Origin of the sequence: Pseudomonas kulmbachensis (assembly GCF_963681935.1) — a bacterium.
Classification (GTDB): domain Bacteria; phylum Pseudomonadota; class Gammaproteobacteria; order Pseudomonadales; family Pseudomonadaceae; genus Aquipseudomonas; species Aquipseudomonas kulmbachensis.
In genome coordinates this window covers 5,055,898-5,079,530 of sequence record NZ_OY817088.1, presented here as the reverse complement: position 1 = coordinate 5,079,530, position 23,633 = coordinate 5,055,898, and the positions used below count along the sequence as shown (strand labels likewise).

The window sequence follows — 23,633 nt, the reverse complement described above, 5'->3', positions numbered from 1 at the left end:
GCTACGGTCAGTGCGTGCTCCGGGTATTGCGTTCCTGCAACAGGCGAGAAGCTTCGACGTAGGCCTTCTGGAATGCCGGGGTTTCGATCCAGGCCACGGCGCTGTCTTCATCGTCGCCATGTACCGCGATGCGGTATTCGATCAGCAGGCCCATCAGGAAGTCGGTCGCTGGTTCTTCTTCCTCTTCCGAGATCACCAGTTCCAGCACCGGGTACTGCAGGAATACCGCGCACATGGTTTGCAGGTTGATGGCTTCGGCGCCTTTCATGACCTGGAACAGATCATCGTAATCGGCCGGGTCAAAGCCGTTGTCGAGAATGTCCTGGAAGTTGAACGTGCTGAGATCGATTTTCACATCATCGAACGGACTGTCGATCAGTGCGCCAGCCGAGGCTTTGGCCGGTTTGCCGACGCGGTTCTGTTTAGCTTTGGTTTTGGCCCGCTGCGCGTTCTTTTGCTGTTTTTTTGGCGATGACATGAATGTGTGTCCTTTGCAGGCTGAGGAGAGGATTGAACCCTATCTCTTTGCAATCGCCAAGAGAGGTGGCGCCACCGGGTATAAATCACGGCCAAAAAAAAACCCGCACTAGGCGGGTTTTTCGTTGTTTTGATGTTGTGTAAGCACCACATCAAAACTGAATGTGGTGCCCAGAGACGGAATCGAACCGCCGACACGGGGATTTTCAATCCCCTGCTCTACCGACTGAGCTATCTGGGCAACGGGGCGCATTAGAAGCCTTTTTCGATAACTCGTCAAACACTTTTTTGAAAAATATTTAATTATTACCGTCGCTTACAGACCAAACCCTTTAAATCCGGGGTTTATTCGGTCGGCGGAACGTAGCCTTCAGCTTGTGCGTATTCTTCGCCGCTGAAGAACTTGTCCATTTCGCCCTGCAAATATTTTCGATCTTCTGCGTTCATCATGTTCAAGCGCTTTTCGTTGATCAGCAAAGTCTGGTGTTTTTGCCAGTCAGCCCAGGCCTTGGCCGAAACGTGCTCGAAAATGTCCTGGCCTTTGGTGCCCGGAAACGGAGCGCGTTCAAGGGCAGGCAGTTCTTCTTTGTACTTGCGGCAGATGATGGTGCGGGTCATGACGACTCTCCAGCGTTCAATAGGTCGGCTGCGCGTTTGAGCAGCTTCTTGACCGGGGCGGCAAGGCCCAGGCGCGGCGGGGTGGCGAGGTTATACCAGAGCCAGTCGGGCTCGGCCACGTGATGGCCGCACGAATTGACGTGGATCAGCCAAGGTTCGATGGCCAGTTGGAAATGGCTAAAGGTATGGGTCAGGCCCGGCAATTCGTGTTGCGCGCCCAGGGTCAGCGAGTGTTGTAGCGCCAGATGCTCGATGTCTTGCAGGTCATCCAGCTCGGGCAGGCTCCACAGTCCGCCCCACAAACCGGTCGAAGGGCGACGGTAAAGCAGGATCGCGCCCTCGGCGTTGGCCAGCATCGGCATTAATGTGCGTTTTTGCGGGATGGTTTTGCGCGGTTTGGGGATCGGGTAACGCGTCTCCAGGCCCAGCAGGTGGGCTTCACAGCCGCTTTCGAGCGGGCACAGCAGGCAGCTGGGCTTGCTGCGTGTGCAGAGCGTGGCGCCCATGTCCATCATTGCCTGGGTGTAGGCGTTGACCCGGTCATGGGGGGTGAAGCGCTCAGCGGTGGCCCATAGCTGTTTGGCGACCTTAGGTTCGCCTGGGTAGCCCTCTTGCGCGGTATAGCGCGCCAGCACCCGTTTGACGTTGCCGTCGAGGATCGGTGCGCGCAGGCCCATGCTCAGGCTCGCAATCGCCCCGGCTGTGGATAAACCGATGCCGGGCAGCTCGACCAGTTTTTCGACATCACGGGGGAATTCGCCGTCATGTTCGGCGACGACGATTTTGGCGGTTTTTTGCAAATTGCGTGCACGGGTGTAGTAGCCGAGGCCGGTCCACAGGTGCAGCACTTCGTCTTCCGGTGCCGCAGCCAGGGCTTCGACCGTTGGCAGCGAGGCCATGAATCGGTCGAAGTAGTTCAGCACAGTGCTGACCTGGGTTTGCTGCAACATGATTTCCGAGACCCACACCCGGTACGGGGTGATGCCCTGTTGCCAGGGCAGGTCGTGGCGGCCGTGGCGGTCATACCAGTCCAGAACCGCCGTTGAAAATTGCTCGTCTCTCATCGGTTGAACAGCCCCTTGAGAGCGTTTTTGAGCTCAGGGCTGACTTTGTCGCCGAGTTTCTCTTCAAGCTTGTCGCTGAGCTTGTTGCCCGCCACTTTGGCGGCCACCTTGCCCAGGCCCTCTTTATCCAGGCGGCAGGCCTTGGCGCCAAGCTCCAGCGGGCCACGGCAACGCAATGGCAGCTCGATGCCGACAAAGTTCTTGCCGACTTGGCACGCCGGGTCCGGCATGGCGCGGGTATCGCCTTCGATGGTGATGCCAATGCGGTAGTCCATGCCCAGTACGCGCAGGTCGATGTCGCCATCGCCTTTTACGCTCAGGCCGGGCATGCGCACGATCATGTCGGGGTTGCTGGCCACGCCGTTACGAAACACCAGGCTGCCCTTGAGCTCCTTGAAGGGAGTGTCCTTGGCCAGCGGGGCGCCGCTCAGGGTTTTGCGATTGAGGGTGGAGATGCCCTTGCACAACTGCTGTTCGAGGTTGGCATTGAGCAGCACGCCGTTGTTGAGGGCAAAGTTGGCGGTGCCGTTGAGGCTGGAAATCAGCGCGTGCTGGCTATTGCCGCTGCCCGTGACGTTGCTGTTGAGAGTCAGCAGGCCGGTAACGGGCGGTTTTTGACCTTGGCTTTGCAGGATTTTTTCGACTGGAACATTGGTGATGCGGGTCTGCAGCTTGGCCAGTGGCAGCATGGGCCGCACGTCCAGGCTGCCGTTGGCCGCAAAGTTACCTTTGTAGAGGTTGCCGCTCAGGTTTTCGAGGGTGAGCAAGCCATCTTTGCTGTTGGCCTTGAGCGCAGCATTCTGGATCGGCAGTTGGGTCAGGGTCAGTTGACCAAAGCTGATATCGGCATTCAGGTCGAGCGCCTTGAGGCGGGTAACAGGAATGATCTTGGTCGTGCTCCAGCCGCTTTTGGTCGGTGCATTGGGCAGTGGAGTGTCACCCGATGCGGCCAGTGCGTCGGCTTCGCTGCCTTGTACTTCGGCCTGGCGAGCGGCACTGGCGCCGTTGGCTTCGGCTGATTTAGGCGGCAGGTAGCGATCAGCGTTGAACGTGTCGCCTTTAAGCTGGACACGCACGGCCTGTTTGGCGAAGTCCTCAATGGCAATGCGCCCGGTAAAGGTGCTGTCGTCGACTTTCAGGTTGAGGTCGTCAAAGGTCAGGCTGGTCGGTGTGCCAGACAGGCGGCTGACCAGTTCGACTTTGCTCAGGCTCTCGGGTGCCATTGCAGGCAGCGGGTGGCCGATGCTGTCGAGAAATCTGGCCAGATCGAGCTGGGCAATCGATACGCCGCCGCTGATTTGCGCGGTGGTGTCCAGGTTATTGACCTTGAGTTCACCCAGGGCCCGCAGCTGGTTGGCGGAAATCTTCAAACTGCTCCATTCGGCGACGTTGGCAGCCAGATCAACCAGAATTTGCCCCTGCGCCGCGAAAGTCATGGTTTTGCCTTGCAGCGGCTCACCCGAGGCTTCGCCCGTGACTTTCATGTCTTCAAGCTGATAGCGCTTGAGCACTCGGTCAAAACGCAGTTTGCCGTCGACTTCGGTTTTGACCCGCATCACGGGCTGGTTGGTGCCCAGAAAGGCGGTCAGCTTGACCGGGATGCTGGTGGCTTCGTGAACCGGGCCGGTGCTCAGCTGGATACTTTCGGCGCTGAATTGCTTGCCGCTTTGCTCGTCGTTGTACTCAACCCGCGCATTGTTCACGGTCAGGCTGTCGATATCGAGCTTGAGCGGTTGGCTGACGCTGTCCGGTTTGCTGGTCGGTGCTGGCTCGGTGCTGGCGGTCGTTGCGGTGTCGGTTGCTGGCTTGCCTATGTCCTGCCAGTTGCCGTGACCGTCCTTGTCGCGAGTGAGGCGCAGGTTCAGGCCTTCGACACGAACATCGCTCATTTGCACTTCTTTGCGCAGCAGCGGCAGTACGCGCACGGACAGGCCGAGCATTTGCAGGTCGGCAAAAGGCTGGGTCGGCGCTGCGAGGGTTGCGACGCTGGCGTCGTGCAGCTCCAGGCCTAGCCAGGGGAAGAGGCTCCAGCCGATGTCGCCATTGAGGGTCAGCTCAATGTGGGCTTTGTCACGGGCTATCTGGCGGATCTCGTCTTTATAGTCGTTGGGATCGAACAGATGGCTCAGGGCGAAACCCAGGGCCACGATGATCAGCAACAATCCGAGAAGCACCAGACCCAGGATTTTGCCGAACGCTTTCATGGGCGAGTCCTTGTAAGTCTGAGTGAAGGGGAGTTTTAAATTTAGCCGCAGAGTATAGCGCCACGCGCAGGCGGACTGGGGTTGGATAGTTACGGATCAATTTGCTTCTTTTAGACCGTATCAGCTTGGGCATTCGTCTGCGTTCAGATGGTAATCTGCGCGTGGTTTTCCGACCTTCTGCGACGTATTGTCGCGCATGAACTTGGCCCGACAAAAATGACTGTGTGCCGCAAGGCGCCAAAGTCGGGGGTTGAGCGCGTCCGGGAACCTCTTCATTACCTGGGGGAAACATCTATGAGTACCAGCAGCGTTGCGGGCAGTCTTGCCTCACAACCGGCGTTCCTGTCCAAGGAGCGCATCATTGCCAAACCCGGCTTCAATCGTTGGCTGGTCCCGCCAGCCGCATTGGCCATTCACCTGTGCATCGGCATGGCCTATGGCTTCTCGGTGTTTTGGTTGCCGCTGTCCAAAGCCTTGGGCGTGACGGCGCCTGTGGCTTGCGCACCGGACATGAGCTTTATCGCGCAAGTGTTTTCATCGCAATGCGATTGGCCGATCTCGATGCTCGGCTGGATCTACACCCTGTTTTTTATCTTCCTCGGTTGCTCGGCAGCGGTGTGGGGCGGCTGGCTTGAGCATGCCGGGCCGCGCAAGGCCGGTGTGGTGTCGGCACTGTGCTGGTGTGGCGGTTTGCTGATTTCCGCGTTGGGCATTTATACCCACCAGATCTGGCTGATGTGGTTGGGCTCGGGGGTTATCGGCGGTATCGGGCTGGGCTTGGGCTATATCTCGCCGGTGTCGACGTTGATCAAGTGGTTCCCGGACAAACGCGGCATGGCCACGGGCATGGCGATCATGGGCTTTGGTGGTGGTGCAATGGTCGGCGCACCGCTGGCTGCAGCACTGATGAACCATTTTGCCGGGCCGGACGGCGTGGGCGTGTGGCAGAGCTTTGTGGCGATGGCGGCGATTTACTTCGTGTTCATGATCGGCGGCGCGTTGTCGTACCGCGTGCCACCGACCGGCTGGAAGCCTGAGGGCTGGACTGCTCCGGCGAAAAAAGCTGCGAACGCGATGATCACCCAACGCCACGTGCACGTGAGTGTGGCCTGGAAAACCCCGCAGTTTGCGCTGGTGTGGCTGGTGCTGTGCCTTAACGTATCGGCCGGTATCGGCATTCTGGGCATGGCGTCGCCATTGTTGCAGGAAGTGTTTGCGGGCAAGTTGCTGGGCAATGACCTGACATTCAGCCAGCTGGATGCAGCGCAATTGGCGCAAATTGCGGCGATTGCAGCGGGCTTCACCGGACTGTTGAGCCTGTTCAACATTGGCGGGCGGTTCTTCTGGGCGTCGTTCTCGGACTACCTGGGACGTAAAAACACCTACTTCGTGTTTTTCGCGTTGGGCTTTGCGTTGTACGCGATGATTCCGAACCTTGGTCATCTGGGCAACGTGTCCCTGTTCGTGGCGGCGTTCTGCATCATCTTGTCGATGTACGGCGGCGGCTTTGCCACGGTACCCGCCTATCTGGCAGACCTGTTCGGTACCCAGATGGTCGGCGCGATTCATGGTCGTTTGCTGACGGCCTGGGCGGCAGCGGGCGTGCTGGGGCCGGTGCTGGTCAACTACTTGCGCGAGTATCAGCTGAGCATCGGGGTTGAACGTGCGGCGGCCTACGACATCACCTTGTACATCCTCGCAGGGCTGCTGGTGCTGGGCTTTATCTGCAACTTGCTGGTGCGTCCGGTGGCCGACAAGTACTTCATGACCGATGCCGAACTGGCGGCCGAACAGGCGCTGGGCCATGACAAGGGCGCGGACGCGAGCACTTCGCTGGAGTGGAAAGCTGCGCCAGGCAGCCAGCCACTGGTTATCGCGGCCTGGCTGGCCGTGGGTATTCCATTGCTGTGGGGCGTGTGGGTGACGGTGCAGAAGACTGCGGTGTTGTTTCATTGATCCAGAGGGCGCCACGTCCTGTGGCGCCCTTGTAGCCGCTGCCGAAGGCTGCGATCGAGCCCGCAGGGCTCGCGTTTGCAAGCTTGCAGGAAGGCCCTTCGGGCCTTATCGCAGCCTTCGGCAGCGGCTACAAAATCCGCAGTAGCCTTCACTCCGTCAGCCACATCACCCTTAATGTTTCTGTTTGCCAGACCCGTGCCTATAATGGCCACCTTTTTCGCCCAATGATTTTGCGGAGCTGGTGATGGCCGAACGTAAGGCGTCAGTCGAGCGCGATACTCTGGAAACCCAGATTAAAGCCTCGATCAACTTGGATGGTACCGGTAAGGCCCGATTTGATATCGGTGTTCCTTTTCTTGAGCACATGCTCGACCAGATCGCCCGACATGGGTTGATCGACCTGGACATCGAGTGCAAAGGCGACCTGCATATCGACGATCACCATACCGTCGAGGATGTTGGTATTACCTTGGGTAAAGCCTTCAGCCAGGCTGTCGGCGATAAAAAAGGCATGACCCGTTACGGTCACGCCTACGTCCCGCTGGATGAAGCGCTGTCGCGTGTGGTTATCGACTTTTCCGGTCGTCCAGGCCTGCAAATGCATGTGCCTTACACCCGCGCCACGGTAGGCGGCTTTGACGTTGACCTGTTCCAGGAGTTCTTCCAGGGTTTCGTCAACCACGCCAACGTCAGCCTGCACATCGACAACCTGCGCGGCACCAACACCCACCACCAGATCGAAACCGTGTTCAAGGCTTTTGGCCGCGCGTTGCGTATGGCGGTTGCGCTGGATGAGCGTATGGCCGGGCAAATGCCATCGACCAAGGGCGTGCTCTGATGCAGACAGTGGCGGTAATCGATTACGGCATGGGTAACCTGCACTCGGTGGCCAAGGCGCTGGAGCACGTGGGCGCCGGTCGGGTGCTGATTACCAGCGACGCCAACGTGATTCGCGAAGCAGATCGCGTGGTATTTCCGGGTGTGGGCGCGATTCGCGACTGCATGGCGGAAATCCGTCGACTGGGTTTCGACTCGCTGGTGCGTGAAGTCAGCCAGGACCGTCCGTTCCTCGGTATCTGCGTGGGCATGCAAGCCTTGCTCGACAGCAGTGAAGAGAACGGTGGCGTTGATTGCATCGGCCTGTTCCCCGGCGCCGTCAAGTTCTTCGGCAAGGATCTGCATGAAGACGGCGAGCACCTCAAGGTGCCGCACATGGGCTGGAACGAGGTGCAGCAAAAAGTCGATCACCCGCTGTGGCACGGCATCCCCGACCTTGCGCGTTTCTACTTTGTACACAGCTACTACATTGCGGCGGGCAATCCTCGCCAGGTAGTGGGGGGCGGGCATTACGGCGTCGATTTTGCCGCAGCGCTGGCCGAGGGCTCGCGCTTCGCGGTGCAGTTCCACCCGGAAAAAAGCCATACCCACGGCTTGCAGTTGCTGGAAAACTTCGTGGCCTGGGATGGTCGCTGGTAATGGCGCCTCGCAAGAAGCCGCCGATTCTCACGCTCACCCCCGAGCAAGAGAACGAAGCGAACAGCAAGATCAAACGCTTTATGGAAGACCGCTTCGAACTGGACCTGGGTTCATTCGAAGCGGCTGAAATCCTTGAGCTGTTCACCCGCGAAATCGCGCCGCATTACTACAATCGCGCGATTTTCGATGTGCAGACGCACCTCAAAGAGAGGTTCGAGAGCATCGAAAGCGACTTGTGGGCGCTCGAGAAGAACTGATTTCCGAGTCTCAGACTCCCGAATTTGAAGGTTTGCCATATGCTGATTATTCCCGCTATCGATCTTAAAGACGGTGCTTGTGTACGTCTGCGCCAAGGCCGTATGGAAGACTCCACGGTGTTCTCCGATGACCCGGTGAGCATGGCTGCCAAATGGGTAGAGGGCGGTTGCCGCCGTCTGCATCTGGTCGACCTGAACGGCGCCTTTGAAGGCCAGCCGGTCAACGGCGAAGTGGTTACGGCGATTGCCAAGCTGTACCCGCATCTGCCGATCCAGATCGGCGGCGGTATTCGCTCGCTGGAAACCATCGAGCATTACGTCAAGGCGGGCGTTAGCTACGTGATTCTGGGCACCAAAGCGGTGAAGAACCCCGAGTTCGTGGCTGAGGCGTGCCGTGCATTCCCCGGCAAGATCATTGTCGGCATGGACGCCAAAGACGGTTTCGTCGCCACCGACGGCTGGGCTGAAGTCAGCACCGTACAGGTCATCGACCTGGCCAAACGTTTTGAAGCAGACGGCGTGTCGGCCATCGTTTATACCGACATCGCCAAAGACGGCATGATGCAGGGCTGCAACGTGAGCTACACCGCTGCGCTGGCCGCTGCGACCAGCATCCCGGTGATCGCTTCGGGCGGCATCCACAATCTGGGTGATATCAAAGCCCTGATGGACGCCAAGGCTCCGGGCATCGTGGGCGCCATCACCGGCCGTGCAATCTATGAAGGCACGCTGGATGTGGCCGAGGCGCAAGCCTTCTGCGACAGCTACAAGGCCTGAGGAGAGACCCATGGCGCTGGCCAAACGCATCATCCCTTGCCTGGACGTGGATAACGGCCGGGTTGTAAAGGGCGTCAAATTCGAGAACATTCGCGATGCTGGCGACCCGGTAGAAATCGCCCGTCGTTACGACGAGCAGGGTGCTGACGAGATTACCTTTCTCGACATCACTGCCAGCGTCGATGGCCGCGACACCACGTTGCATACCGTCGAGCGCATGGCCAGCCAGGTGTTTATCCCGCTGACCGTGGGCGGTGGCGTGCGCTGCATCCAGGACATCCGCAACCTGCTCAATGCTGGTGCGGACAAAGTCTCGATCAATACTGCAGCGGTGTTTAACCCGGAGTTTGTGGGTGAAGCGGCGCAGCATTTTGGTTCGCAGTGCATCGTGGTGGCGATTGATGCGAAAAAAGTCTCACAGCCGGGCGAGACCCCGCGTTGGGAAATCTTCACTCATGGCGGGCGCAAGCCAACCGGGCTCGATGCAGTCGAGTGGGCGATGAAGATGGAAGGTCTGGGGGCTGGCGAGATTTTGCTGACCAGCATGGACCAGGACGGCATGAAGAGCGGTTTCGACCTGGGCGTGACCCGTGCCATCAGCGATGCGCTGGGCATTCCGGTGATTGCCTCGGGGGGTGTTGGCAACTTGCAGCATCTGGCCGACGGCATTATCGAAGGTCACGCCAGTGCGGTACTGGCGGCGAGTATTTTCCACTTTGGCGAATACACCGTGCCAGAGGCCAAGGCGTACATGGCTGAGCGTGGGATCGTGGTCCGTTAAGGCCAAAGGCTACTGGACAGCATGGCGTGCCCACGGCACTCTTGAGCACGCCATGGATTTAGGTCGCCTGTCATGTTTAAACGCTTTTTGCTCGTTCTCGCCGGTTCCACTCTGTGGCTGGCGAGTACCGCTTCTGCGGTTGATGCATCGCATTCATCGATAGTGTTGCTGACTGAAAACTTCCCGCCTTACAACATGGCCAAAAACGGCAAAAATTTCGCGCAAAACGAAAATATTGAAGGTATCGCCGTCGATATCCTGCGCGAAACCTTTAAACGTGCCGACATCCCCTACAGCATGACCTTGCGTTTCCCTTGGGAGCGTATCTATCACCTTGCCCTCGAAAACCCCGGCTACGGCGTGTTTGTCACAGCTCGCGTGCCCGAGCGTGAAACGCTGTTCAAGTGGGTCGGGCCGATTGGCCCGGATGACTGGGTGTTGCTGGCTCGAGGGGATAGCCCGATTACCCTGACCTCGCTGGAGCAGGCCCGCCAATACCGGGTGGGAGCTTACAAAGGCGACGCTATTGCCTTGTCCCTGGAAAAGCAGGGGCTGGCGCCGGTGATTGTGTTGCGCGATCAGGACAACGCCCGCAAGTTGCAGGCTGGGCAAATCGACTTGTGGGCCACGGGTGCTCCCGCGGGGCAGTTTTTGGCGCGTCAGGTGGGAATTTCCGGGTTCAAGACGGTGTTGCGTTTTAATCAGGCCGAACTGTTTTTGGCGTTGAACAAGGATGTACCAGACGAGGTGGTGAACAAGTTGCAGAAGGCACTGGACCAGTTAAAGGCTGAGGGTGTGGTCGAGAAGATCCGTGCGAAGTATCTGTAAAAAACGCACTAAAACCCTGTAGCAGCTGCCGAAGGAACGAGGCTGCGTTCGGGTGCGCAGCGCCCGTAAATGCTGAATCCGAGATTTATGTGAGCCACCGCAGTGCTTGGTTTTGCGGCTGCTGCGCAACCGAACGCAGCCTCGTTCCTTCGGCAGCTGCTACGAAATTGACGTACAGCGCAGCAGTCAGCGGTAAACCCCATCCTTCCCATGCCCGGCCATTGCCTTGTTGCTGCGCACGCCGATCATTTGTTTGATATCAATCCAGTCGATGCCCTGGGCCTTGAGCTTTGGCAACTCGCGCTCCAGCACCGCCAGAGTCTGTGGGTAGGGATGGCCGATCATTACGGCTGAGCCTTGTTTGTGCGCCAGCTTGATCGCGGTTTCCAGTTGTTTGGTGATCGCCTGTTCGGTGCGCACGTCATCGAGAAACACATCGCGTGAGACGCTGGCCAGGCCGATCTTTTGCGCCTCGGCTGCGGCAACCGTCTGCGCGCTGGTGCGACTGTCGACAAAGAACTTGTGGCGCTGCTGCAAATTACCCATCAGCCAGGCCATCGCCTGCGGCTGGGATGTCATGCGGCTGCCCATATGGTTGTTGATACCACTGGTGTAGGGCACGGCCTTGAACGCGGCGTTGAGGCGCTTTTCAAGTTCGTCCATGGGCAAGTCCGGATGCCAGGCAAAAGGCCCGGTGGCCGGGTCCATCGGCATATGCAGGATGACGATTTTGCCTGCCTTGTGGGCCTCGCGAGCGAATTCGGCCGCGTGGGGCGTGTCGGGCATCACGGCGGTGGTGACCGGGCCGGGCAAGGCCAGCACGCGGCGGTCGCGTGGCAGGTTTTGCCCAAGGTCATCAATGATCAGGCTCAGATAAGCCTTGTGTGGCGTGGCGGGTGTGCCAGCCGGGGCCGCATGGGCGGCACCGGTCAGGCAGCAGAGCAGGGCGAAAGCCAGAGACAGACGCACCTCAGTTGCCGCGTGTGATGCTCAAGCCTTTAAGCAGGCTCAGGGCCTGGCTCAGCTGGAAGTCATCGTCCTGCGGCATGGGCTTGGCTTTAGGGTTGGAGCCGGTGGGTTTGTCAGCACCGCCATTGCCATTGCCGAGGTGACCTTGCAGGTCGGCTTCTTTGTAGTACTCGGTGTCTTGCTCGCGGGTGATCTTGGCGCGGCTGACTTCGATGTCCGGAACAATGCCCTGGGCCTGAATCGAGCGCCCGTTCGGGGTGAAGTACAACGCCGTGGTGATTTTCAGCGCACGGTCATTGTTCAGTGGCAGCACGGTTTGCACCGAGCCTTTACCGAAGCTGGTCGTGCCCATCACCACGCCGCGTTTTTGATCCTGCAGGGCACCGGCGACGATCTCGGACGCCGAAGCGCTGCCGCCGTTGATCAGCACCACCAAAGGTACGTTCTCGCTCAGGTCTTTGCCGGTTGCCGAGAAGCGCAGCTCGGAGTTGGCGATACGGCCCTTGGTGTAGACGATCAGGCCTTTGGTGATGAAGTGATCGACCACTTCTACCGCCGATTGCAGCACGCCACCCGGGTTGTTACGCAGGTCGAGGATGATGCCCTTGAGGCGCTTGTTGCCGTTTTCTCTGCGCAGTTTTGACAGTGCAGAGGCGACTTCTTCGCCGGTCTTGACCTGGAACTGGGTGATGCGGATATAGCCGTAGCCGTCTTCAAGCAACTGGGCCTTGACGCTTTTTACCTGAATATTGGCGCGGGTCAGGGTCACGTCAAACGGCGTGCCGCCATTGCGCACCAGGGTCAGGGTGATTTTTTGGCCGATCTTGCCGCGCATTTTATCCACGGCTTCGGTCATGCTCAGGCCACGGGTGGGCTGACCATTGATCTTGACGATAAAGTCGCCCGCCTGAATACCGGCCTTGCTCGCAGGGGTGTCGTCGATCGGTGAGACGATTTTGATATTGCCGTCTTCGGAACCGACCTCGATACCTAGCCCGCCAAACTCGCCGCTGGTGCTTTCCTGCAGCTCGGCGAAATCTTCGGGGCCCAGGTACGCGGAGTGCGGATCGAGGTTACTGAGCATGCCTTTGATGGCATTCTCGAGCAGGGTTTTATCGTCTACGGGTTCAACATACGCAGCCTTGATCCGGTCCATGACCTCGGCAAATGTGCGCAGCTCTTCCAGGGGCAGCGGAGCCTTGGTACTGGCTGCGGCACCTGCTGGCTGAATGCTCGGCTCGGCAGCAAATGCCATCGGCGAGCCGATCACCAGAGCGATCGTCAGGGCCAGCGAGTTGAGGCGGGACAAATGCGGCATGTTGAGCGAACTCCTACGTATTAAAGGTGATGGACTCATCCCTGAGTGCGACACCATTGTGCAGGATCGCTTGGGCGCCCCTGCTGACGAATAGCAAAATACAGTGCTGGCGTGGCTTGACCGCCGCTGTTGCCCACGGTGGAAATTACTTCGCCGGCCTTGACGATATCTCCGGCCGACTTGAGCAACGTCTGATTGTGGCCATACAAGCTTAAGTAACCATTACCGTGATCCAGAATTACCAACTGGCCTGCGCCACGCAGCCAGTCGGCAAACACCACGCGACCGCCATGTACGGCGTGAACCTGACTGCCAGCGGCGGCGCTGATCATCACGCCGTCCCACTTGGTACGCGAGTCATCGCCACGGGTTTCACCGAAGCGGGCAAGCAATCGACCATCAACTGGCCACGGAAGTTTGCCCCGGGCTTGAGAAAAAACACCGCCGTAAGAAGCACCGGCACTCGACACCAGTGCGCCGGGTGTTGATTTGACCGCTTTGCGCGGGGCGTCGGTAACAACCGATTCAGCCTCGCGCTGGCGTTTTTTCTCGGCTTCCTGCTGCGCGATCAAGGCTTTCTGGCGCGCCTCTTCGGCTTCGCGGGCCTGACGGGCAAGGGTTTCCTCGATGGTCTTGAGGACTTTAGCCAGATCGGCCTGATCCTGCTCGCGGGCTTGCAACTTTTGATCGCGGTCTTTTACGTCGGTATTAAGCTTGGCCAGTACTTGCTGGCGCTCTGCGCGCACTTTGTCGAGTTCTGCGCGCTGGGTCTCCAGGCTGCTTTTCTGGGTCAGCAGTTGCGCCTGTTGCAGGTTGATATCAGCTTCGACATTGGCCAGTTGGCGCAGGGTTTCGTTGAAACCCTTGAGCTGCTCCAGACGAGCCTGGCTCAGGTAATCGTAATAGGTGAGGGTTCGGGCGAACTTCTCGGGATTTTGCTGGTTGAGCAGCAGTTTCAGGTATTCCTGACGGCCACCCTGATAGGCGGCACGGGCCTGAATGGCGATCAGGCGTTGCTGTTCAAGTTTTGCGCTGTGGAGTTTTTTTTTCTCGCTATCGAGGCGCAGCAGCTCGCCTTCACTCTTTTTTAGTTCTTGTTGCAGGGTTTCTACCTGCTTCTCCAGTTTGCCGATTTCGGTTTCGGTGCCGCGCAGGTCTTTCTGCACGCCGGATTTTTCTTCCTGGAGCTTGCCGAGGAGCTTTTTCAGCTCGCCGATATCCTGGCGCGTGGCGTCCAGCTGCTGTTGGGTTTGCGCGCGCTCGTCGGCAAACGCCGGTTGGAGCAGGCATGCGAAGGTCAGGGCTATAAGGGCGCGAAGCATGGGGCGGGCGACACCTGGGGAACGGGACGGCCTAGTATGCCCGCCCTCGTCACCTATAAGAAATGGATGAAGGTGAAATTGTGATGAAACGGCCGGCCCCTGTGGGAGCGAGCCCGCTCGCGAATGTCGTTAACGATAGCGTGTGTTGATTGGATCATCGCGGCGCGCTTGAGACCTTCGCGAGCAGGCTCGCTCCCACAGGTTTTAATTTAAGCGTCGAGCAGAATCGATTTGCCGGTCATTTCTTCAGGCTGTGGCAGACCCAGCAGCTTGAGCATGGTCGGTGCCACATCGGCCAGTACACCGCCTTCGCGGACCTTGAGTGCACGCTTGCCCACGTAAATGAACGGTACGGGTTCACAGGTGTGGGCAGTATGAGCCTGACCGGTAGTGTCATCGGACATCTGCTCAACGTTGCCGTGGTCAGCCGTGATCAGGGCTTCGCCGCCGACTTTTTCCAGCGCCTCGACAATCCGTCCCACGCACGCGTCCAGGCACTCAACCGCTTTAACGGCTGCGTCGAACACGCCGCTGTGGCCAACCATATCGCCGTTGGCGTAGTTGACCACGATCACGTCATAACGCTGGTTTTCGATGGCATCGACGATATGGTCGGTGACTTCGGGAGCGCTCATTTCCGGCTGCAGGTCGTAGGTGGCAACTTTCGGCGACGGCACCAGAATGCGCTCTTCACCCGGAAACGGTTCTTCACGCCCGCCCGAGAAGAAGAAAGTAACGTGGGCGTATTTTTCGGTTTCGGCGATGCGCAGCTGGGTTTTGCCGTTTTTGGCCAGGTAATCGCCGAGTACGTTCTCAAGGCTGCCGGGCGCAAATGCGCTTGGCGCGGGGATGCTGGCAGCGTATTGGGTCAACATCACAAAACCGGCCAGTTTTGGCTGACGGGCACGTGCGAAGGCGTTGAAATCGTCTTCAACGAACACGCGGGTCAGTTCGCGGGCGCGGTCGGCACGGAAGTTCATAAAGACCACGGCGTCGCCGTCTTCCACTTTCACCGGCTCGCCGAGGGTCGTGGCTTTAACGAATTCGTCGCTCTCGCCACGGGCGTAAGCAGCCTCCAGACCTTCCTGGGCCGTGGTGGCGTTGAATTCGCCCTTGCCATCGACGATCAGGTTGTAGGCCTGCTCTACACGGTCCCAGCGATTGTCGCGGTCCATGGCGAAATAGCGGCCAATCAAACTGGCGATACGGCCTTTGCCGAGAGCTTTGAACGCTTCATCCAGTAATTCGATGGACGATGCCGCGCTTTTTGGCGGTGTATCGCGGCCATCGAGGAAGGCGTGCAGGTAGATTTTTTCTGCACCGCGTTTGAATGCCAGTTCGGCCATCGCAATCAGGTGGTCCTGGTGGCTGTGAACGCCGCCATCAGACAGCAAACCGAGAATATGCACGGCCTTGCCTGCGCTCACTGCCTTGTCGACAGCGGCGCAGATGGTCGGGTTTTCAAAAAACTCGCCATCACGGATCGATTTGGTGACGCGGGTGAAATCCTGATACACCACGCGGCCGGCGCCCAGGTTCATGTGGCCAACCTCGGAGTTGCCCATCTGGCCGTCCGGCAGGCCGACATCCATGCCCGAACCTGAGATCAGGCCGTTTGGCATGCTCGCGCAAAGACGATCCAGCACCGGTTTCTTGGCCGAATAAACGGCGTTGTATTCGTGACTTTCACTGTGACCGAAGCCATCCAGGATGATCAGGACCAAAGGTTTAGGCGTGGTAGTCATAGATCCCACTCGTGGCTGGTTTAATAGAAGGTATGAAGAGGACGCGCAGTTTAAAGCGAAGTTCATGTGGCGTCACCGCCGGGCGGGGTTTGGCCGACCAAGGTGGCTGTGTATACTGGCCCACATTTTACGACCCTGGAACCTTCTGATGGTTGAGCACCTGATTGCATTTGCGACTTCTCACTACCTGCTTGTAGGCGCGTTTGTCATCCTGCTGGCGTTGCTGATCACCCACGAAATAAGCCGTGGCGGGCGCAGCATCAGCACTGGCGAGCTGACCGGTCTGGTCAATCGCGACGAAGGCGTGGTGATTGATATTCGTCCGGCCAAGGACTTTGCTGCCGGCCACATCGTGGGTGCACTGAACATTCCACAAGACAAGCTGATGGCGCGCATTGCCGAGCTGGACAAGCACAAGGGCAAAACCATTATCCTGGTTGACGCTCAGGGCCAGCATTCGGGCTCCCACGCTCGTGAGCTGCTCAAGGCTGGTCACAACGCGGCCAAGCTGTCTGGCGGCATCTCCAGCTGGCGCGCCGACAACCTGCCAGTGGTGAAGTAAGCATGTCCAAGGTCATCGTTTACTCCAGCGACTACTGCCCTTACTGCATGCGGGCCAAGGCTCTGCTTGAGAAAAAGGGCACTGCCTTCGAAGAAATCAAGGTCGACGGCAAGCCTCAGATACGTGCCGAGATGGCTCAGAAGGCAGGTCGTACGTCGGTCCCGCAAATCTGGATCGACGACAAGCATATTGGCGGATGCGATGACCTGTTTGCTCTGGAACGCGCAGGTAAATTGGATGCGCTGCTGAACGTCTGACTCTCATTCTCTATAAGCCCCAAGATCAACAAGGATCTGTGATGACTGACCAACAGAACACCGCTGCTGTTAGCGATGAAGACTCCGCTCCACAATTCTCCCTGCAGCGCATCTACGTGCGTGACCTGTCGTTCGAGGCCCCAAAAAGCCCGGCGATCTTCCGTCAGCAGTGGGAACCGAGCGTTGGCCTGGATCTGAACACTCGTCAAAAGCCACTGGAAGGTGACTTCCACGAAGTGGTTCTGACCCTGTCGGTTACCGTGAAAAACGGTGACGAAGTGGCGTTTATTGCTGAAGTTCAGCAGGCTGGCATCTTCCTGATCAAAAACCTTGATCCAGCGTCGATGAACCACACCCTGGGCGCGTTCTGCCCGAACATCCTGTTCCCGTATGCCCGTGAAACCCTGGACAGCCTGGTAACTCGTGGCTCGTTCCCGGCACTGATGCTGGCTCCGGTGAACTTCGATGCCCTGTACGCGCAAGAATTGCAGCGCATGCAGGAAGAAGGCTCGCCGACTGTTCAATAAACAGTCGTTGCCAAAAAAAGCGCCTGAGGGCGCTTTTTTTTTTGGGTATGTCGAAGACTCTGTGGGAGCGAGCCTGCTCGCGAAGTTCGTTAACGATAGCGCGCGGGTGATGTTGAATCACCAGTTCTTGACGCCTTCGCGAGCAGGCTCGCTCCCACAGATAACGGGATGTGAATTACTTGAAACCCAGTTGCCGCCAGGCTTCGTACACGGCAACCGCCACGGTGTTGGACAGGTTCAGGCTGCGGCAGCCTTCGCGCATCGGCAGGCGCAGGCGATGTTCGCCATCCAGTGCATCGAGCACTTCGGGTGGCAGGCCACGGCTCTCCGGGCCGAAGATAAACGCATCGCCCTCGGCAAACTGCGCGTCGTGAAACGGCTTGGAGCCTTTGGTGGTAAAGGCAAACAGGCGCGGGTGGCCCAGGCTTTCAAGGCAACTGGCCAGGTCGGCATGGCGCTTGAGCGGCGCGTACTCGTGGTAATCGAGCCCGGCCCGGCGCAAGCGCTTGTCGTCCAGCTCAAAACCGATAGGCTCGATCAAATGCAGGTGGCAGCCGCTGTTGGCGCACAGCCTGATAATGTTGCCGGTATTCGGCGGAATTTCTGGTTGAAAAAGGATGACGTGAAACATGCACGGCTCCGAACTTAAAGATGGGCAGCATTCTACGCCTGAAGAAGACCCGCGACCGAAACTATGGCCGCGGGTTTTAGGTTCTTTGGCGATAGTCGGTGTGATGGTCGGGATGATGATCGGTCGTTTGACCGCGCCAACGCCGGTTGAACTGCAACAGGTGGACGTGCTCGCGGGTGGCCTGGTGGTGTGGTTCAACGACGAGCCCAAGTGGCATGGTGAGCTGGTCGACGGCACGCTGGGGTTGTTGTTTGATGCCAAGGGCAAGCTTCAGAACGGCCAGCTGATGCTTAACGGCAAGAATGTGAATTGGCGGCTGCGGCGTACTGATGGGGGGTTGTTGCTGACTCTGGTGGCGGCCCGCCCCTTGCAGGGTGACTGGGCCGGTGCGCCGCAGGATGGGCGCTGGCGATTGCAGGTGAACCTGCGCGAGTAATAAAAGAGGGAATTCCAGCCTGCCTGTACCGGGTTCCCCAAAAGCGGTGTGCGCGTTGATGCAAAAGGCATCAAGGCTGCGGGTGTAAAAGTGGGGAGTCTTGACCTGCCTGTATCAAGGTCCCCTAAAGCGTTGTTGCTTGTTATAGGTATTGCAGGGGGCGTGCCAGGTTTTGATTTTTTGTAAAAACTGCCTGATGCATACGCAAAAGCCCCGGAATCCGGGGCTTTTGCGTTTGGTGTGACTGGTTTCTCGGGTGGTGTGGCTGTAACCATTGATTTAGAGCGGTGCGCGTTAATAGTGCGGGTTGCTTTAGGGTGGTGCGGTCAGGCTTTTGTGGGAGCGGGCTTGCTCGCGATGGCATCACTGCGGTTTTACAGGAAAACCGCGTCACTCCTATCGCGAGCAAGCCCGCTCCCACAGGGAAGGTGTGTGGCAGGTACTTAAGCTTCGTCGCTGTCATCCTCGTCGCCATCGATCTTCATGCCCAGTTCCTTGATTTTGCGAGTCAGGGTGTTGCGGCCCCAGCCCAGCAGCACGGCGGCATCGCGGCGTCGGCCTGCGGTGTGCTTGAGCGCGGTCTCGATCATGATGCGCTCAAAGGTAGGCACTGCACTGTCGAGCAAATTGGACTGGCCACGGCCCAGCGCCTGGTCGGCCCACTGGCGCAGCGCTTGCTCCCAGTTGGTCACTGGAGAAGTGTCCTGCTGCAGGTTCAGCAGTTCGGGCGGCAAGTCGCTGATATGCACTTCGCGGCCCGAAGCCATTACCGTGATCCAGCGGCAGGTGTTTTCAAGCTGGCGCACGTTGCCTGGCCACGGCAGGTTTTTCAGGTATTGCTCGGTTTCGGCCTTCAGCAGCTTGGGCTCCACGGACAGCTCTTGCGCGGCGCTGCTGAGAAAGTGCCGGGCCAGGGTCGGAATGTCTTCGCGACGGTCCGACAGGCGCGGGATATGGATGCGGATCACGTTCAGACGGTGGAACAAGTCTTCGCGAAACTTGCCAGCCTGTACCAGGGTTTCGAGGTTCTGGTGGGTAGCAGCGATGATCCGTACGTCGACCTTGACCGGCGTGTGGCCGCCAACCCGGTAGAACTCGCCATCGGCCAGAACCCGCAGCAGACGGGTTTGGGTGTCGGCAGGCATGTCGCCGATTTCATCCAGGAACAGCGTACCGCCATCGGCTTGCTCAAAACGGCCCCTGCGCAGGTTCGCGGCTCCGGTGAAGGCACCTTTTTCGTGGCCGAACAGTTCGGACTCCATCAGGTCCTTGGGGATCGCTGCCATGTTCAACGCAATAAACGGCGACGCGGCCCGTGGGCTGTGGCGGTGCAGGGCGTGGGCCACCAACTCCTTGCCCGTGCCCGACTCGCCGTTGATCAGAACCGTGATGTTTGAATGGCTAAGGCGGCCAATGGCGCGGAACACCTCCTGCATCGCCGGCGCTTCGCCGATGATTTCCGGGGTTCTGGCCAGTGCTGGAACCACTGTCAGGCCTTGTTGTTCCTGAGCGTGCTGGTTGGCACGTTTGACCAGTGATACGGCTTCATCGACATCAAATGGCTTGGGCAGGTATTCAAACGCACCACCTTGATAGGAGGCCACGGCGCTGTCCAGGTCGGAATGAGCGGTCATGATGATCACGGGCAGACGGGGGTGCTGTTCGCGAATCTTGGCCAGCAAGTCCAGGCCGCTGGAGCCAGGCATACGGATGTCGGAAATAATGACATCGGGCTGCTGGCGAGCCAGGCGACTCATCACGCCATCGGCGCTGTCGAAGCTTTGTGTGGTCATGCCTTCCTGTTGCAAGGCTTTTTCCAGGACCCAGCGGATAGAACGGTCGTCGTCGACGATCCACACGGTTTCACTTCGGCTCATGTCGATGCGGCTCCTTGTTCCAGTGGTAGAAAGATCGAGAAGAGTGTGTGGCCGGGGTGGCTTTCACACTCGATCAACCCCTGGTGCTGACTGATGATGTTCTGCGTGATGGCTAGGCCCAGCCCGGTGCCATCAGGGCGGCCGCTGACCATCGGGAAGAACAGGGTGTCTTGCAACTCGGCCGGGATGCCCGGCCCGTTGTCGATAATTTCGATTTTGGTGACCAGTCGGTGGCGCACATGACCAATGGTGAACTGGCGCATGGCGCGGGTACGCAGGCTGATGCGGCCCAGACGCAGCTCGTTCTGGCTGCCGATGGCCTGCATCGCGTTGCGCACGATATTGAGTACTGCCTGGATCATTTGTTCACGGTCGATCAGCAGGTCGGGCAGGCTCGGATCATAGTCACGCACCAAAGTGATGCTGCCCTGTGTCTCGGCCTCAACCAGATTGCATACGCGCTCCAGCACTTCATGAACATTGGTCATGGCCAGCGAAGGCAGTTTGTTGGAGCCCAGCATGCGGTCGACCAGATTACGCAGGCGGTCGGCCTCTTCGATGATCACGTTGGTGTAGTCGCGCAGGCTTTCGTCGGGCAACTGGCGGGCCAGCAACTGCGCTGCACCGCGAATGCCACCCAGCGGGTTCTTGATTTCATGGGCCAGCCCGCGCACCAGCATCTTGCTGGTTTCCTGTTTGGACAACTGGGCTTCTTCTTTGGTGATGCGCAGCAGGCGGTCGCGTGGGTGGACTTCGAGCAGCAGCATGGTGTCGCCATTGCTCAAGATTGGCGTTACGGCGTAATCCACCGTCAGGTTCTGGCCCGTTAACGAGGTCAACATGGCTTCGCGCTTGGTGAACGGGTGGGCCTGTTCAACCGCTTGGCGCAAGGAATGCAGAGCTTCGGTGGACTCGGTGAACAGCTCGCTGATGAATTGCCCGTGACTGCGTTGTCCGCTGATCGCCAGCAGCATTTCCGCCGCCGGGTTCATGTACTCAAGGCGTAAATCGGCATTGAGTAAAAGCGTGGCAGTGGTCAGGTTATCGAGTAACAGTCGGTGCAGGGCGTCACTGATGGTCATGGGCCGGTCCCGGATTGCGTGCGCGGGTGAGGCGCTGGTGCAAGGAAAATGCAAAAAACAAACCAAGGCTCTGAAAAGAAGCGCGAATCGCCTGAAATAGGGGCTTTGAGCCCGGTTAGGTAGCGCTCTTGATCAGGTTGCGAGCGGTTTTGAACCAAATTGGGCTGGCAAGTGAACATTCTGAACAGCTACTGCACCAATATAGTGCATTGAGGCTGAATAGATTCAGTCCCTTCAAAATACCAGCTGTACGGCAATATTGTTCAGTCACTCTGTGGGAGCGATCTTGTTTGCGAAGGTCGTGAACAATACCGCGCGCTTGCTGGATAACCGTGGCTCTTGGGACCTTCGCGAGCAAGCTCGCTCCCACAGTTGGGCTGATCAAGTGGGGCAGCTCCAGGGAAGAGCTACCCGCGAGGTGCTTACCGGGACAGGGGCATGCCGCTGCCACCGGCATAAAATACGATCAGCTCAACGGGCTTGTTACCGCTGGTTCCGCGGTGGGAGGTCTGCACTACTTCGGGCAGGGCTTCACCTGGGCGTACGGTGATTTTTTGTTGGCTGTCCCTGGTTTCAACCTGCAGCTCGCCTGACAGCACATAGGCCACATTAGGCATGGGGTGCTCGTGCCAATTGAGTGTGGTGTTGGCGGGAATGGTGATTTTGACAACGGTAATTTCAGGCTGGCCGGTGGGGTACGGGGCGTAAGCAGTGCCATCCCAGGTTTCGCCGGTCTTGAGCAGCTGCTCAACCTGTACACCGGGTGGTTTGTTGCTGCACCCGAGCAACGCGAGGCAGGCGAGGGGCAGGAGCAAGGCTTTGAGGGTGTGTGTGCAGGTGTCATGGCAGCGTCCGTTTGAGAAGTCGGCTCAAACTACAGATCGCGCTTTGGGGTGGCTGTCAGGTGTGAGTGAGAAGTTGACCGGGTATTGCTGAGGCTGGTGTAAGACGTTGCGCATAAAAAAAGCCTCCCGTAGGAGGCTTTTTTCAGGTCACGCCGCTTGCGCGAGCGTTACTGGATCAGCAGCTGTAGTACAGCTCGTATTCCAGTGGGTGTACGAAGGTACGGACCTGGATTTCTTCTTCGCTTTTCAGGGCGATGTAAGCGTCGATGAAATCGTCGCTGAAAACGCCGCCTTTGGTCAGGAACGCACGACCTTTGTCCAGCTCTTCCAGGGCTTCTTTCAGGCTGCCGCAAACTTGTGGGATCTCTTTCGCCTCTTCAGGCGGCAGGTCGTACAGGTTTTTGTCAGCTGCATCGCCAGGGTGGATCTTGTTCTGGATGCCGTCCAGGCCAGCCATCATCAGTGCGGCGAAGCACAGGTACGGGTTAGCGGCTGGATCCGGGAAACGTGCTTCGATACGGCGAGCCTTAGGGCTGGACACGTAAGGAATACGGATCGACGCGGAACGGTTGCGAGCCGAGTAGGCCAGCATTACCGGAGCTTCGAAACCTGGTACCAGACGCTTGTAGGAGTTGGTAGCCGGGTTAGTGAAGCCGTTCAGGGCCTTACCGTGCTTGATGATGCCGCCGATGAAGTACAGGGCGGTGTCGGACAGGCCGGCATAGCCTTCGCCAGCGAAGGTGTTCTTGCCATCTTTGGAGATGGACATGTGTACGTGCATACCCGAGCCGTTGTCGCCGTACAGAGGCTTAGGCATGAAAGTAGCGGTACGGCCGTAGGCGTCTGCCACGTTGTGTACGCAGTACTTCAGGGTCTGAACTTCGTCAGCCTTTTTCACCAGGGTGTTGAACTGCACGCCGATTTCGTTCTGGCCGGCAGTTGCCACTTCGTGGTGGTGAACTTCGATGACCAGGCCCATTTCTTCCATGGCGTTGCACATGGAGGTACGGATTTCGTGGTCATGGTCGAACGGCGGAACAGGGAAATAGCCGCCTTTAACGCCTGGACGGTGGCCTTTGTTGCCGCCTTCCACGTCCTGGTCGGACATCCACGAACCTTGTTCGGAGTAGATCTTGAACATGGAGCCGGAAATATCGGACTTGAACTTGACCTGGTCGAAGATGAAGAACTCTGGCTCCGGACCGACGAAAACGGTGTCGCCGATACCGGTGGACTTCAGGTATTCCTCGGCACGGGTAGCGATGGCGCGTGGGTCGCGGTCATAGCCTTGCATGGTCGAAGGTTCGATGATGTCGCACACCAGAATCAGCGTTGGCTGTTCGGTGAACGGATCCAGAACGGCAGTGCTGTCGTCTGGCAGCAGGATCATGTCGGACGCTTCGATGCCTTTCCAGCCAGCAATGGAGGAGCCGTCGAACATTTTGCCATCGATGAAGAAGTTTTCATCGAGCGCATCACGGGCCGGCATGGTCACGTGGTGCTGAGTGCCTTTGGTGTCAGTGAAGCGCAGATCAATCCACTTGACGTCATGATCTTTGATGAGTTGAACCGACTTCGACATAGTGTCCTCCGGGGTGGCTTAGGGCTTGGTAGTGGAGAGCCC

General features: G+C 58.5%; 24 protein-coding genes and 1 tRNA gene. 11 read left to right on the top strand and 14 right to left on the bottom strand.

The features are described from left to right. Positions 1 to 7 precede the first annotated feature (7 nt). From U5A05_RS23160 to U5A05_RS23140, 5 genes are all read right to left on the bottom strand, one after another. The gene (locus U5A05_RS23160; RefSeq protein ID WP_321835016.1) at positions 8 to 478 is read right to left on the bottom strand and encodes a hypothetical protein; all 471 of its coding nucleotides are present in this window, start codon (positions 476 to 478) and stop codon (positions 8 to 10) included. 164 nt (positions 479 to 642) lie between these two features. Beyond that, positions 643 to 718: transfer RNA gene (locus U5A05_RS23155), tRNA-Phe, on the bottom strand. Positions 719 to 822: 104 nt separating this feature from the next. Further along, the gene (locus tag U5A05_RS23150) at positions 823 to 1,095 is read right to left on the bottom strand and encodes an oxidative damage protection protein (RefSeq protein WP_261740152.1); all 273 of its coding nucleotides are present in this window, start codon (positions 1,093 to 1,095) and stop codon (positions 823 to 825) included. After that, positions 1,092 to 2,159, bottom strand: a complete 1,068-nt coding sequence (gene mutY, locus U5A05_RS23145; protein WP_261740151.1) for an A/G-specific adenine glycosylase — start codon at positions 2,157 to 2,159, stop codon at positions 1,092 to 1,094. The genes U5A05_RS23150 and mutY overlap by 4 nt, the downstream gene beginning before the upstream one ends. Beyond that, positions 2,156 to 4,363: an AsmA family protein gene (locus U5A05_RS23140; protein WP_321835015.1), complete on the bottom strand. Its 2,208-nt coding sequence runs from the start codon at positions 4,361 to 4,363 to the stop codon at positions 2,156 to 2,158. The genes mutY and U5A05_RS23140 overlap by 4 nt, the downstream gene beginning before the upstream one ends. A gap of 294 nt (positions 4,364 to 4,657) precedes the next feature. Here U5A05_RS23140 and U5A05_RS23135 point away from each other — a divergent pair, with 294 nt between their 5' ends. The 7 genes from U5A05_RS23135 (at position 4,658) to U5A05_RS23105 (ending at position 10,438) form a co-directional block, all read left to right on the top strand. Next, positions 4,658 to 6,319 carry an OFA family MFS transporter gene (locus tag U5A05_RS23135; protein ID WP_261740149.1) on the top strand — a complete coding sequence of 554 codons (1,662 nt, stop codon included), beginning with the start codon at positions 4,658 to 4,660 and terminating at the stop codon, positions 6,317 to 6,319. A gap of 244 nt (positions 6,320 to 6,563) precedes the next feature. Next, positions 6,564 to 7,157, top strand: coding sequence for an imidazoleglycerol-phosphate dehydratase HisB (gene hisB / locus U5A05_RS23130; RefSeq protein ID WP_003438561.1), 594 nt, complete (start codon positions 6,564 to 6,566; stop codon positions 7,155 to 7,157). Further along, the gene (gene hisH / locus U5A05_RS23125) at positions 7,157 to 7,795 is read left to right on the top strand and encodes an imidazole glycerol phosphate synthase subunit HisH (protein WP_261740148.1); all 639 of its coding nucleotides are present in this window, start codon (positions 7,157 to 7,159) and stop codon (positions 7,793 to 7,795) included. The genes hisB and hisH overlap by 1 nt, the downstream gene beginning before the upstream one ends. Continuing rightward, positions 7,795 to 8,052, top strand: coding sequence for a DUF2164 domain-containing protein (locus U5A05_RS23120; RefSeq protein ID WP_261740147.1), 258 nt, complete (start codon positions 7,795 to 7,797; stop codon positions 8,050 to 8,052). The genes hisH and U5A05_RS23120 overlap by 1 nt, the downstream gene beginning before the upstream one ends. A 39-nt stretch (positions 8,053 to 8,091) precedes the next feature. Beyond that, on the top strand, positions 8,092 to 8,829 hold the full coding sequence (hisA, locus tag U5A05_RS23115; RefSeq protein ID WP_088378464.1) for a 1-(5-phosphoribosyl)-5-[(5-phosphoribosylamino)methylideneamino]imidazole-4-carboxamide isomerase: 738 nt from the start codon (positions 8,092 to 8,094) through the stop codon (positions 8,827 to 8,829). 10 nt (positions 8,830 to 8,839) lie between these two features. Next, positions 8,840 to 9,610 (top strand): imidazole glycerol phosphate synthase subunit HisF, encoded by a 771-nt coding sequence (hisF, locus tag U5A05_RS23110; RefSeq protein ID WP_321835011.1) that lies wholly within the window; start codon positions 8,840 to 8,842, stop codon positions 9,608 to 9,610. Between the two features lie 72 nt (positions 9,611 to 9,682). Continuing rightward, on the top strand, positions 9,683 to 10,438 hold the full coding sequence (locus U5A05_RS23105; protein ID WP_261740145.1) for a substrate-binding periplasmic protein: 756 nt from the start codon (positions 9,683 to 9,685) through the stop codon (positions 10,436 to 10,438). A gap of 186 nt (positions 10,439 to 10,624) precedes the next feature. On the opposite strand, the gene U5A05_RS23100 is transcribed toward U5A05_RS23105, so the two are convergent. The 4 genes from U5A05_RS23100 to gpmI form a co-directional block, all read right to left on the bottom strand. Continuing rightward, positions 10,625 to 11,407, bottom strand: a complete 783-nt coding sequence (locus tag U5A05_RS23100; RefSeq protein WP_321835010.1) for a divergent polysaccharide deacetylase family protein — start codon at positions 11,405 to 11,407, stop codon at positions 10,625 to 10,627. A gap of 1 nt (position 11,408) precedes the next feature. Then, on the bottom strand, positions 11,409 to 12,725 hold the full coding sequence (locus U5A05_RS23095; protein WP_261740143.1) for a S41 family peptidase: 1,317 nt from the start codon (positions 12,723 to 12,725) through the stop codon (positions 11,409 to 11,411). 35 nt (positions 12,726 to 12,760) lie between these two features. Then, positions 12,761 to 14,047: a murein hydrolase activator EnvC family protein gene (locus U5A05_RS23090; protein WP_261740142.1), complete on the bottom strand. Its 1,287-nt coding sequence runs from the start codon at positions 14,045 to 14,047 to the stop codon at positions 12,761 to 12,763. Positions 14,048 to 14,256: 209 nt separating this feature from the next. Beyond that, the gene (gene gpmI, locus U5A05_RS23085) at positions 14,257 to 15,792 is read right to left on the bottom strand and encodes a 2,3-bisphosphoglycerate-independent phosphoglycerate mutase (RefSeq protein WP_261740141.1); all 1,536 of its coding nucleotides are present in this window, start codon (positions 15,790 to 15,792) and stop codon (positions 14,257 to 14,259) included. A gap of 148 nt (positions 15,793 to 15,940) precedes the next feature. On the opposite strand from gpmI, the gene U5A05_RS23080 reads away from it, so the two are divergent. The 3 genes from U5A05_RS23080 to secB are packed head-to-tail and all read left to right on the top strand — an operon-like array spanning position 15,941 to position 17,138. Beyond that, on the top strand, positions 15,941 to 16,354 hold the full coding sequence (locus tag U5A05_RS23080; protein WP_048360501.1) for a rhodanese-like domain-containing protein: 414 nt from the start codon (positions 15,941 to 15,943) through the stop codon (positions 16,352 to 16,354). A 2-nt stretch (positions 16,355 to 16,356) separates the two neighbouring features. Beyond that, a complete protein-coding gene (gene grxC / locus U5A05_RS23075; RefSeq protein ID WP_321835008.1) occupies positions 16,357 to 16,611 on the top strand; it encodes a glutaredoxin 3 in 255 nt (84 codons plus the stop codon). Between the two features lie 41 nt (positions 16,612 to 16,652). Beyond that, positions 16,653 to 17,138, top strand: coding sequence for a protein-export chaperone SecB (gene secB, locus U5A05_RS23070; RefSeq protein ID WP_095027950.1), 486 nt, complete (start codon positions 16,653 to 16,655; stop codon positions 17,136 to 17,138). Between the two features lie 175 nt (positions 17,139 to 17,313). Here secB and U5A05_RS23065 read toward each other — a convergent pair whose 3' ends face one another. After that, positions 17,314 to 17,769, bottom strand: a complete 456-nt coding sequence (locus U5A05_RS23065; RefSeq protein WP_261740139.1) for a tRNA (cytidine(34)-2'-O)-methyltransferase — start codon at positions 17,767 to 17,769, stop codon at positions 17,314 to 17,316. On the opposite strand from U5A05_RS23065, the gene U5A05_RS23060 reads away from it, so the two are divergent. Further along, positions 17,768 to 18,205, top strand: a complete 438-nt coding sequence (locus tag U5A05_RS23060; protein WP_321835004.1) for a hypothetical protein — start codon at positions 17,768 to 17,770, stop codon at positions 18,203 to 18,205. The genes U5A05_RS23065 and U5A05_RS23060 overlap by 2 nt on opposite strands. Before the next feature lie 443 nt (positions 18,206 to 18,648). Here the strand turns inward: U5A05_RS23060 and ntrC are convergent, their stop codons facing one another. From ntrC to glnA, 4 genes are all read right to left on the bottom strand, one after another. Continuing rightward, positions 18,649 to 20,082, bottom strand: a complete 1,434-nt coding sequence (gene ntrC, locus U5A05_RS23055; protein WP_261740137.1) for a nitrogen regulation protein NR(I) — start codon at positions 20,080 to 20,082, stop codon at positions 18,649 to 18,651. After that, a complete protein-coding gene (gene glnL / locus U5A05_RS23050; protein ID WP_261740136.1) occupies positions 20,079 to 21,164 on the bottom strand; it encodes a nitrogen regulation protein NR(II) in 1,086 nt (361 codons plus the stop codon). The genes ntrC and glnL overlap by 4 nt, the downstream gene beginning before the upstream one ends. A 422-nt stretch (positions 21,165 to 21,586) precedes the next feature. Next, complete coding sequence (locus tag U5A05_RS23045; protein ID WP_425262891.1) at positions 21,587 to 21,979, bottom strand: cupin domain-containing protein; 393 nt, start codon at positions 21,977 to 21,979, stop codon at positions 21,587 to 21,589. Positions 21,980 to 22,184: 205 nt separating this feature from the next. Next, positions 22,185 to 23,591 carry a glutamate--ammonia ligase gene (gene glnA, locus U5A05_RS23040; RefSeq protein ID WP_261740134.1) on the bottom strand — a complete coding sequence of 469 codons (1,407 nt, stop codon included), beginning with the start codon at positions 23,589 to 23,591 and terminating at the stop codon, positions 22,185 to 22,187. Between the last annotated feature and the right edge of the window lie 42 nt (positions 23,592 to 23,633).

Bases quoted from the DNA above. Each gene is read 5' to 3' on its own strand.
- U5A05_RS23060 (WP_321835004.1), top strand. From the start codon at position 17,768: ATGCACGGCTCCGAACTTAAAGATGGGCAGCATTCTACGCCTGAAGAA.
- U5A05_RS23080 (WP_048360501.1), top strand. From the start codon at position 15,941: ATGGTTGAGCACCTGATTGCATTTGCGACTTCTCACTACCTGCTTGTA.
- U5A05_RS23120 (WP_261740147.1), top strand. From the start codon at position 7,795: ATGGCGCCTCGCAAGAAGCCGCCGATTCTCACGCTCACCCCCGAGCAA.
- U5A05_RS23095 (WP_261740143.1), bottom strand. From the start codon at position 12,725: ATGCCGCATTTGTCCCGCCTCAACTCGCTGGCCCTGACGATCGCTCTG.
- U5A05_RS23140 (WP_321835015.1), bottom strand. From the start codon at position 4,363: ATGAAAGCGTTCGGCAAAATCCTGGGTCTGGTGCTTCTCGGATTGTTG.
- U5A05_RS23065 (WP_261740139.1), bottom strand. From the start codon at position 17,769: ATGTTTCACGTCATCCTTTTTCAACCAGAAATTCCGCCGAATACCGGC.
- grxC (WP_321835008.1), top strand. From the start codon at position 16,357: ATGTCCAAGGTCATCGTTTACTCCAGCGACTACTGCCCTTACTGCATG.
- glnA (WP_261740134.1), bottom strand. From the start codon at position 23,591: ATGTCGAAGTCGGTTCAACTCATCAAAGATCATGACGTCAAGTGGATT.
- hisH (WP_261740148.1), top strand. From the start codon at position 7,157: ATGCAGACAGTGGCGGTAATCGATTACGGCATGGGTAACCTGCACTCG.
- glnL (WP_261740136.1), bottom strand. From the start codon at position 21,164: ATGACCATCAGTGACGCCCTGCACCGACTGTTACTCGATAACCTGACC.
- U5A05_RS23105 (WP_261740145.1), top strand. From the start codon at position 9,683: ATGTTTAAACGCTTTTTGCTCGTTCTCGCCGGTTCCACTCTGTGGCTG.
- mutY (WP_261740151.1), bottom strand. From the start codon at position 2,159: ATGAGAGACGAGCAATTTTCAACGGCGGTTCTGGACTGGTATGACCGC.
- gpmI (WP_261740141.1), bottom strand. From the start codon at position 15,792: ATGACTACCACGCCTAAACCTTTGGTCCTGATCATCCTGGATGGCTTC.
- U5A05_RS23090 (WP_261740142.1), bottom strand. From the start codon at position 14,047: ATGCTTCGCGCCCTTATAGCCCTGACCTTCGCATGCCTGCTCCAACCG.
- hisA (WP_088378464.1), top strand. From the start codon at position 8,092: ATGCTGATTATTCCCGCTATCGATCTTAAAGACGGTGCTTGTGTACGT.
- U5A05_RS23135 (WP_261740149.1), top strand. From the start codon at position 4,658: ATGAGTACCAGCAGCGTTGCGGGCAGTCTTGCCTCACAACCGGCGTTC.
- U5A05_RS23160 (WP_321835016.1), bottom strand. From the start codon at position 478: ATGTCATCGCCAAAAAAACAGCAAAAGAACGCGCAGCGGGCCAAAACC.
- secB (WP_095027950.1), top strand. From the start codon at position 16,653: ATGACTGACCAACAGAACACCGCTGCTGTTAGCGATGAAGACTCCGCT.
- U5A05_RS23150 (WP_261740152.1), bottom strand. From the start codon at position 1,095: ATGACCCGCACCATCATCTGCCGCAAGTACAAAGAAGAACTGCCTGCC.
- hisF (WP_321835011.1), top strand. From the start codon at position 8,840: ATGGCGCTGGCCAAACGCATCATCCCTTGCCTGGACGTGGATAACGGC.
- hisB (WP_003438561.1), top strand. From the start codon at position 6,564: ATGGCCGAACGTAAGGCGTCAGTCGAGCGCGATACTCTGGAAACCCAG.
- ntrC (WP_261740137.1), bottom strand. From the start codon at position 20,082: ATGAGCCGAAGTGAAACCGTGTGGATCGTCGACGACGACCGTTCTATC.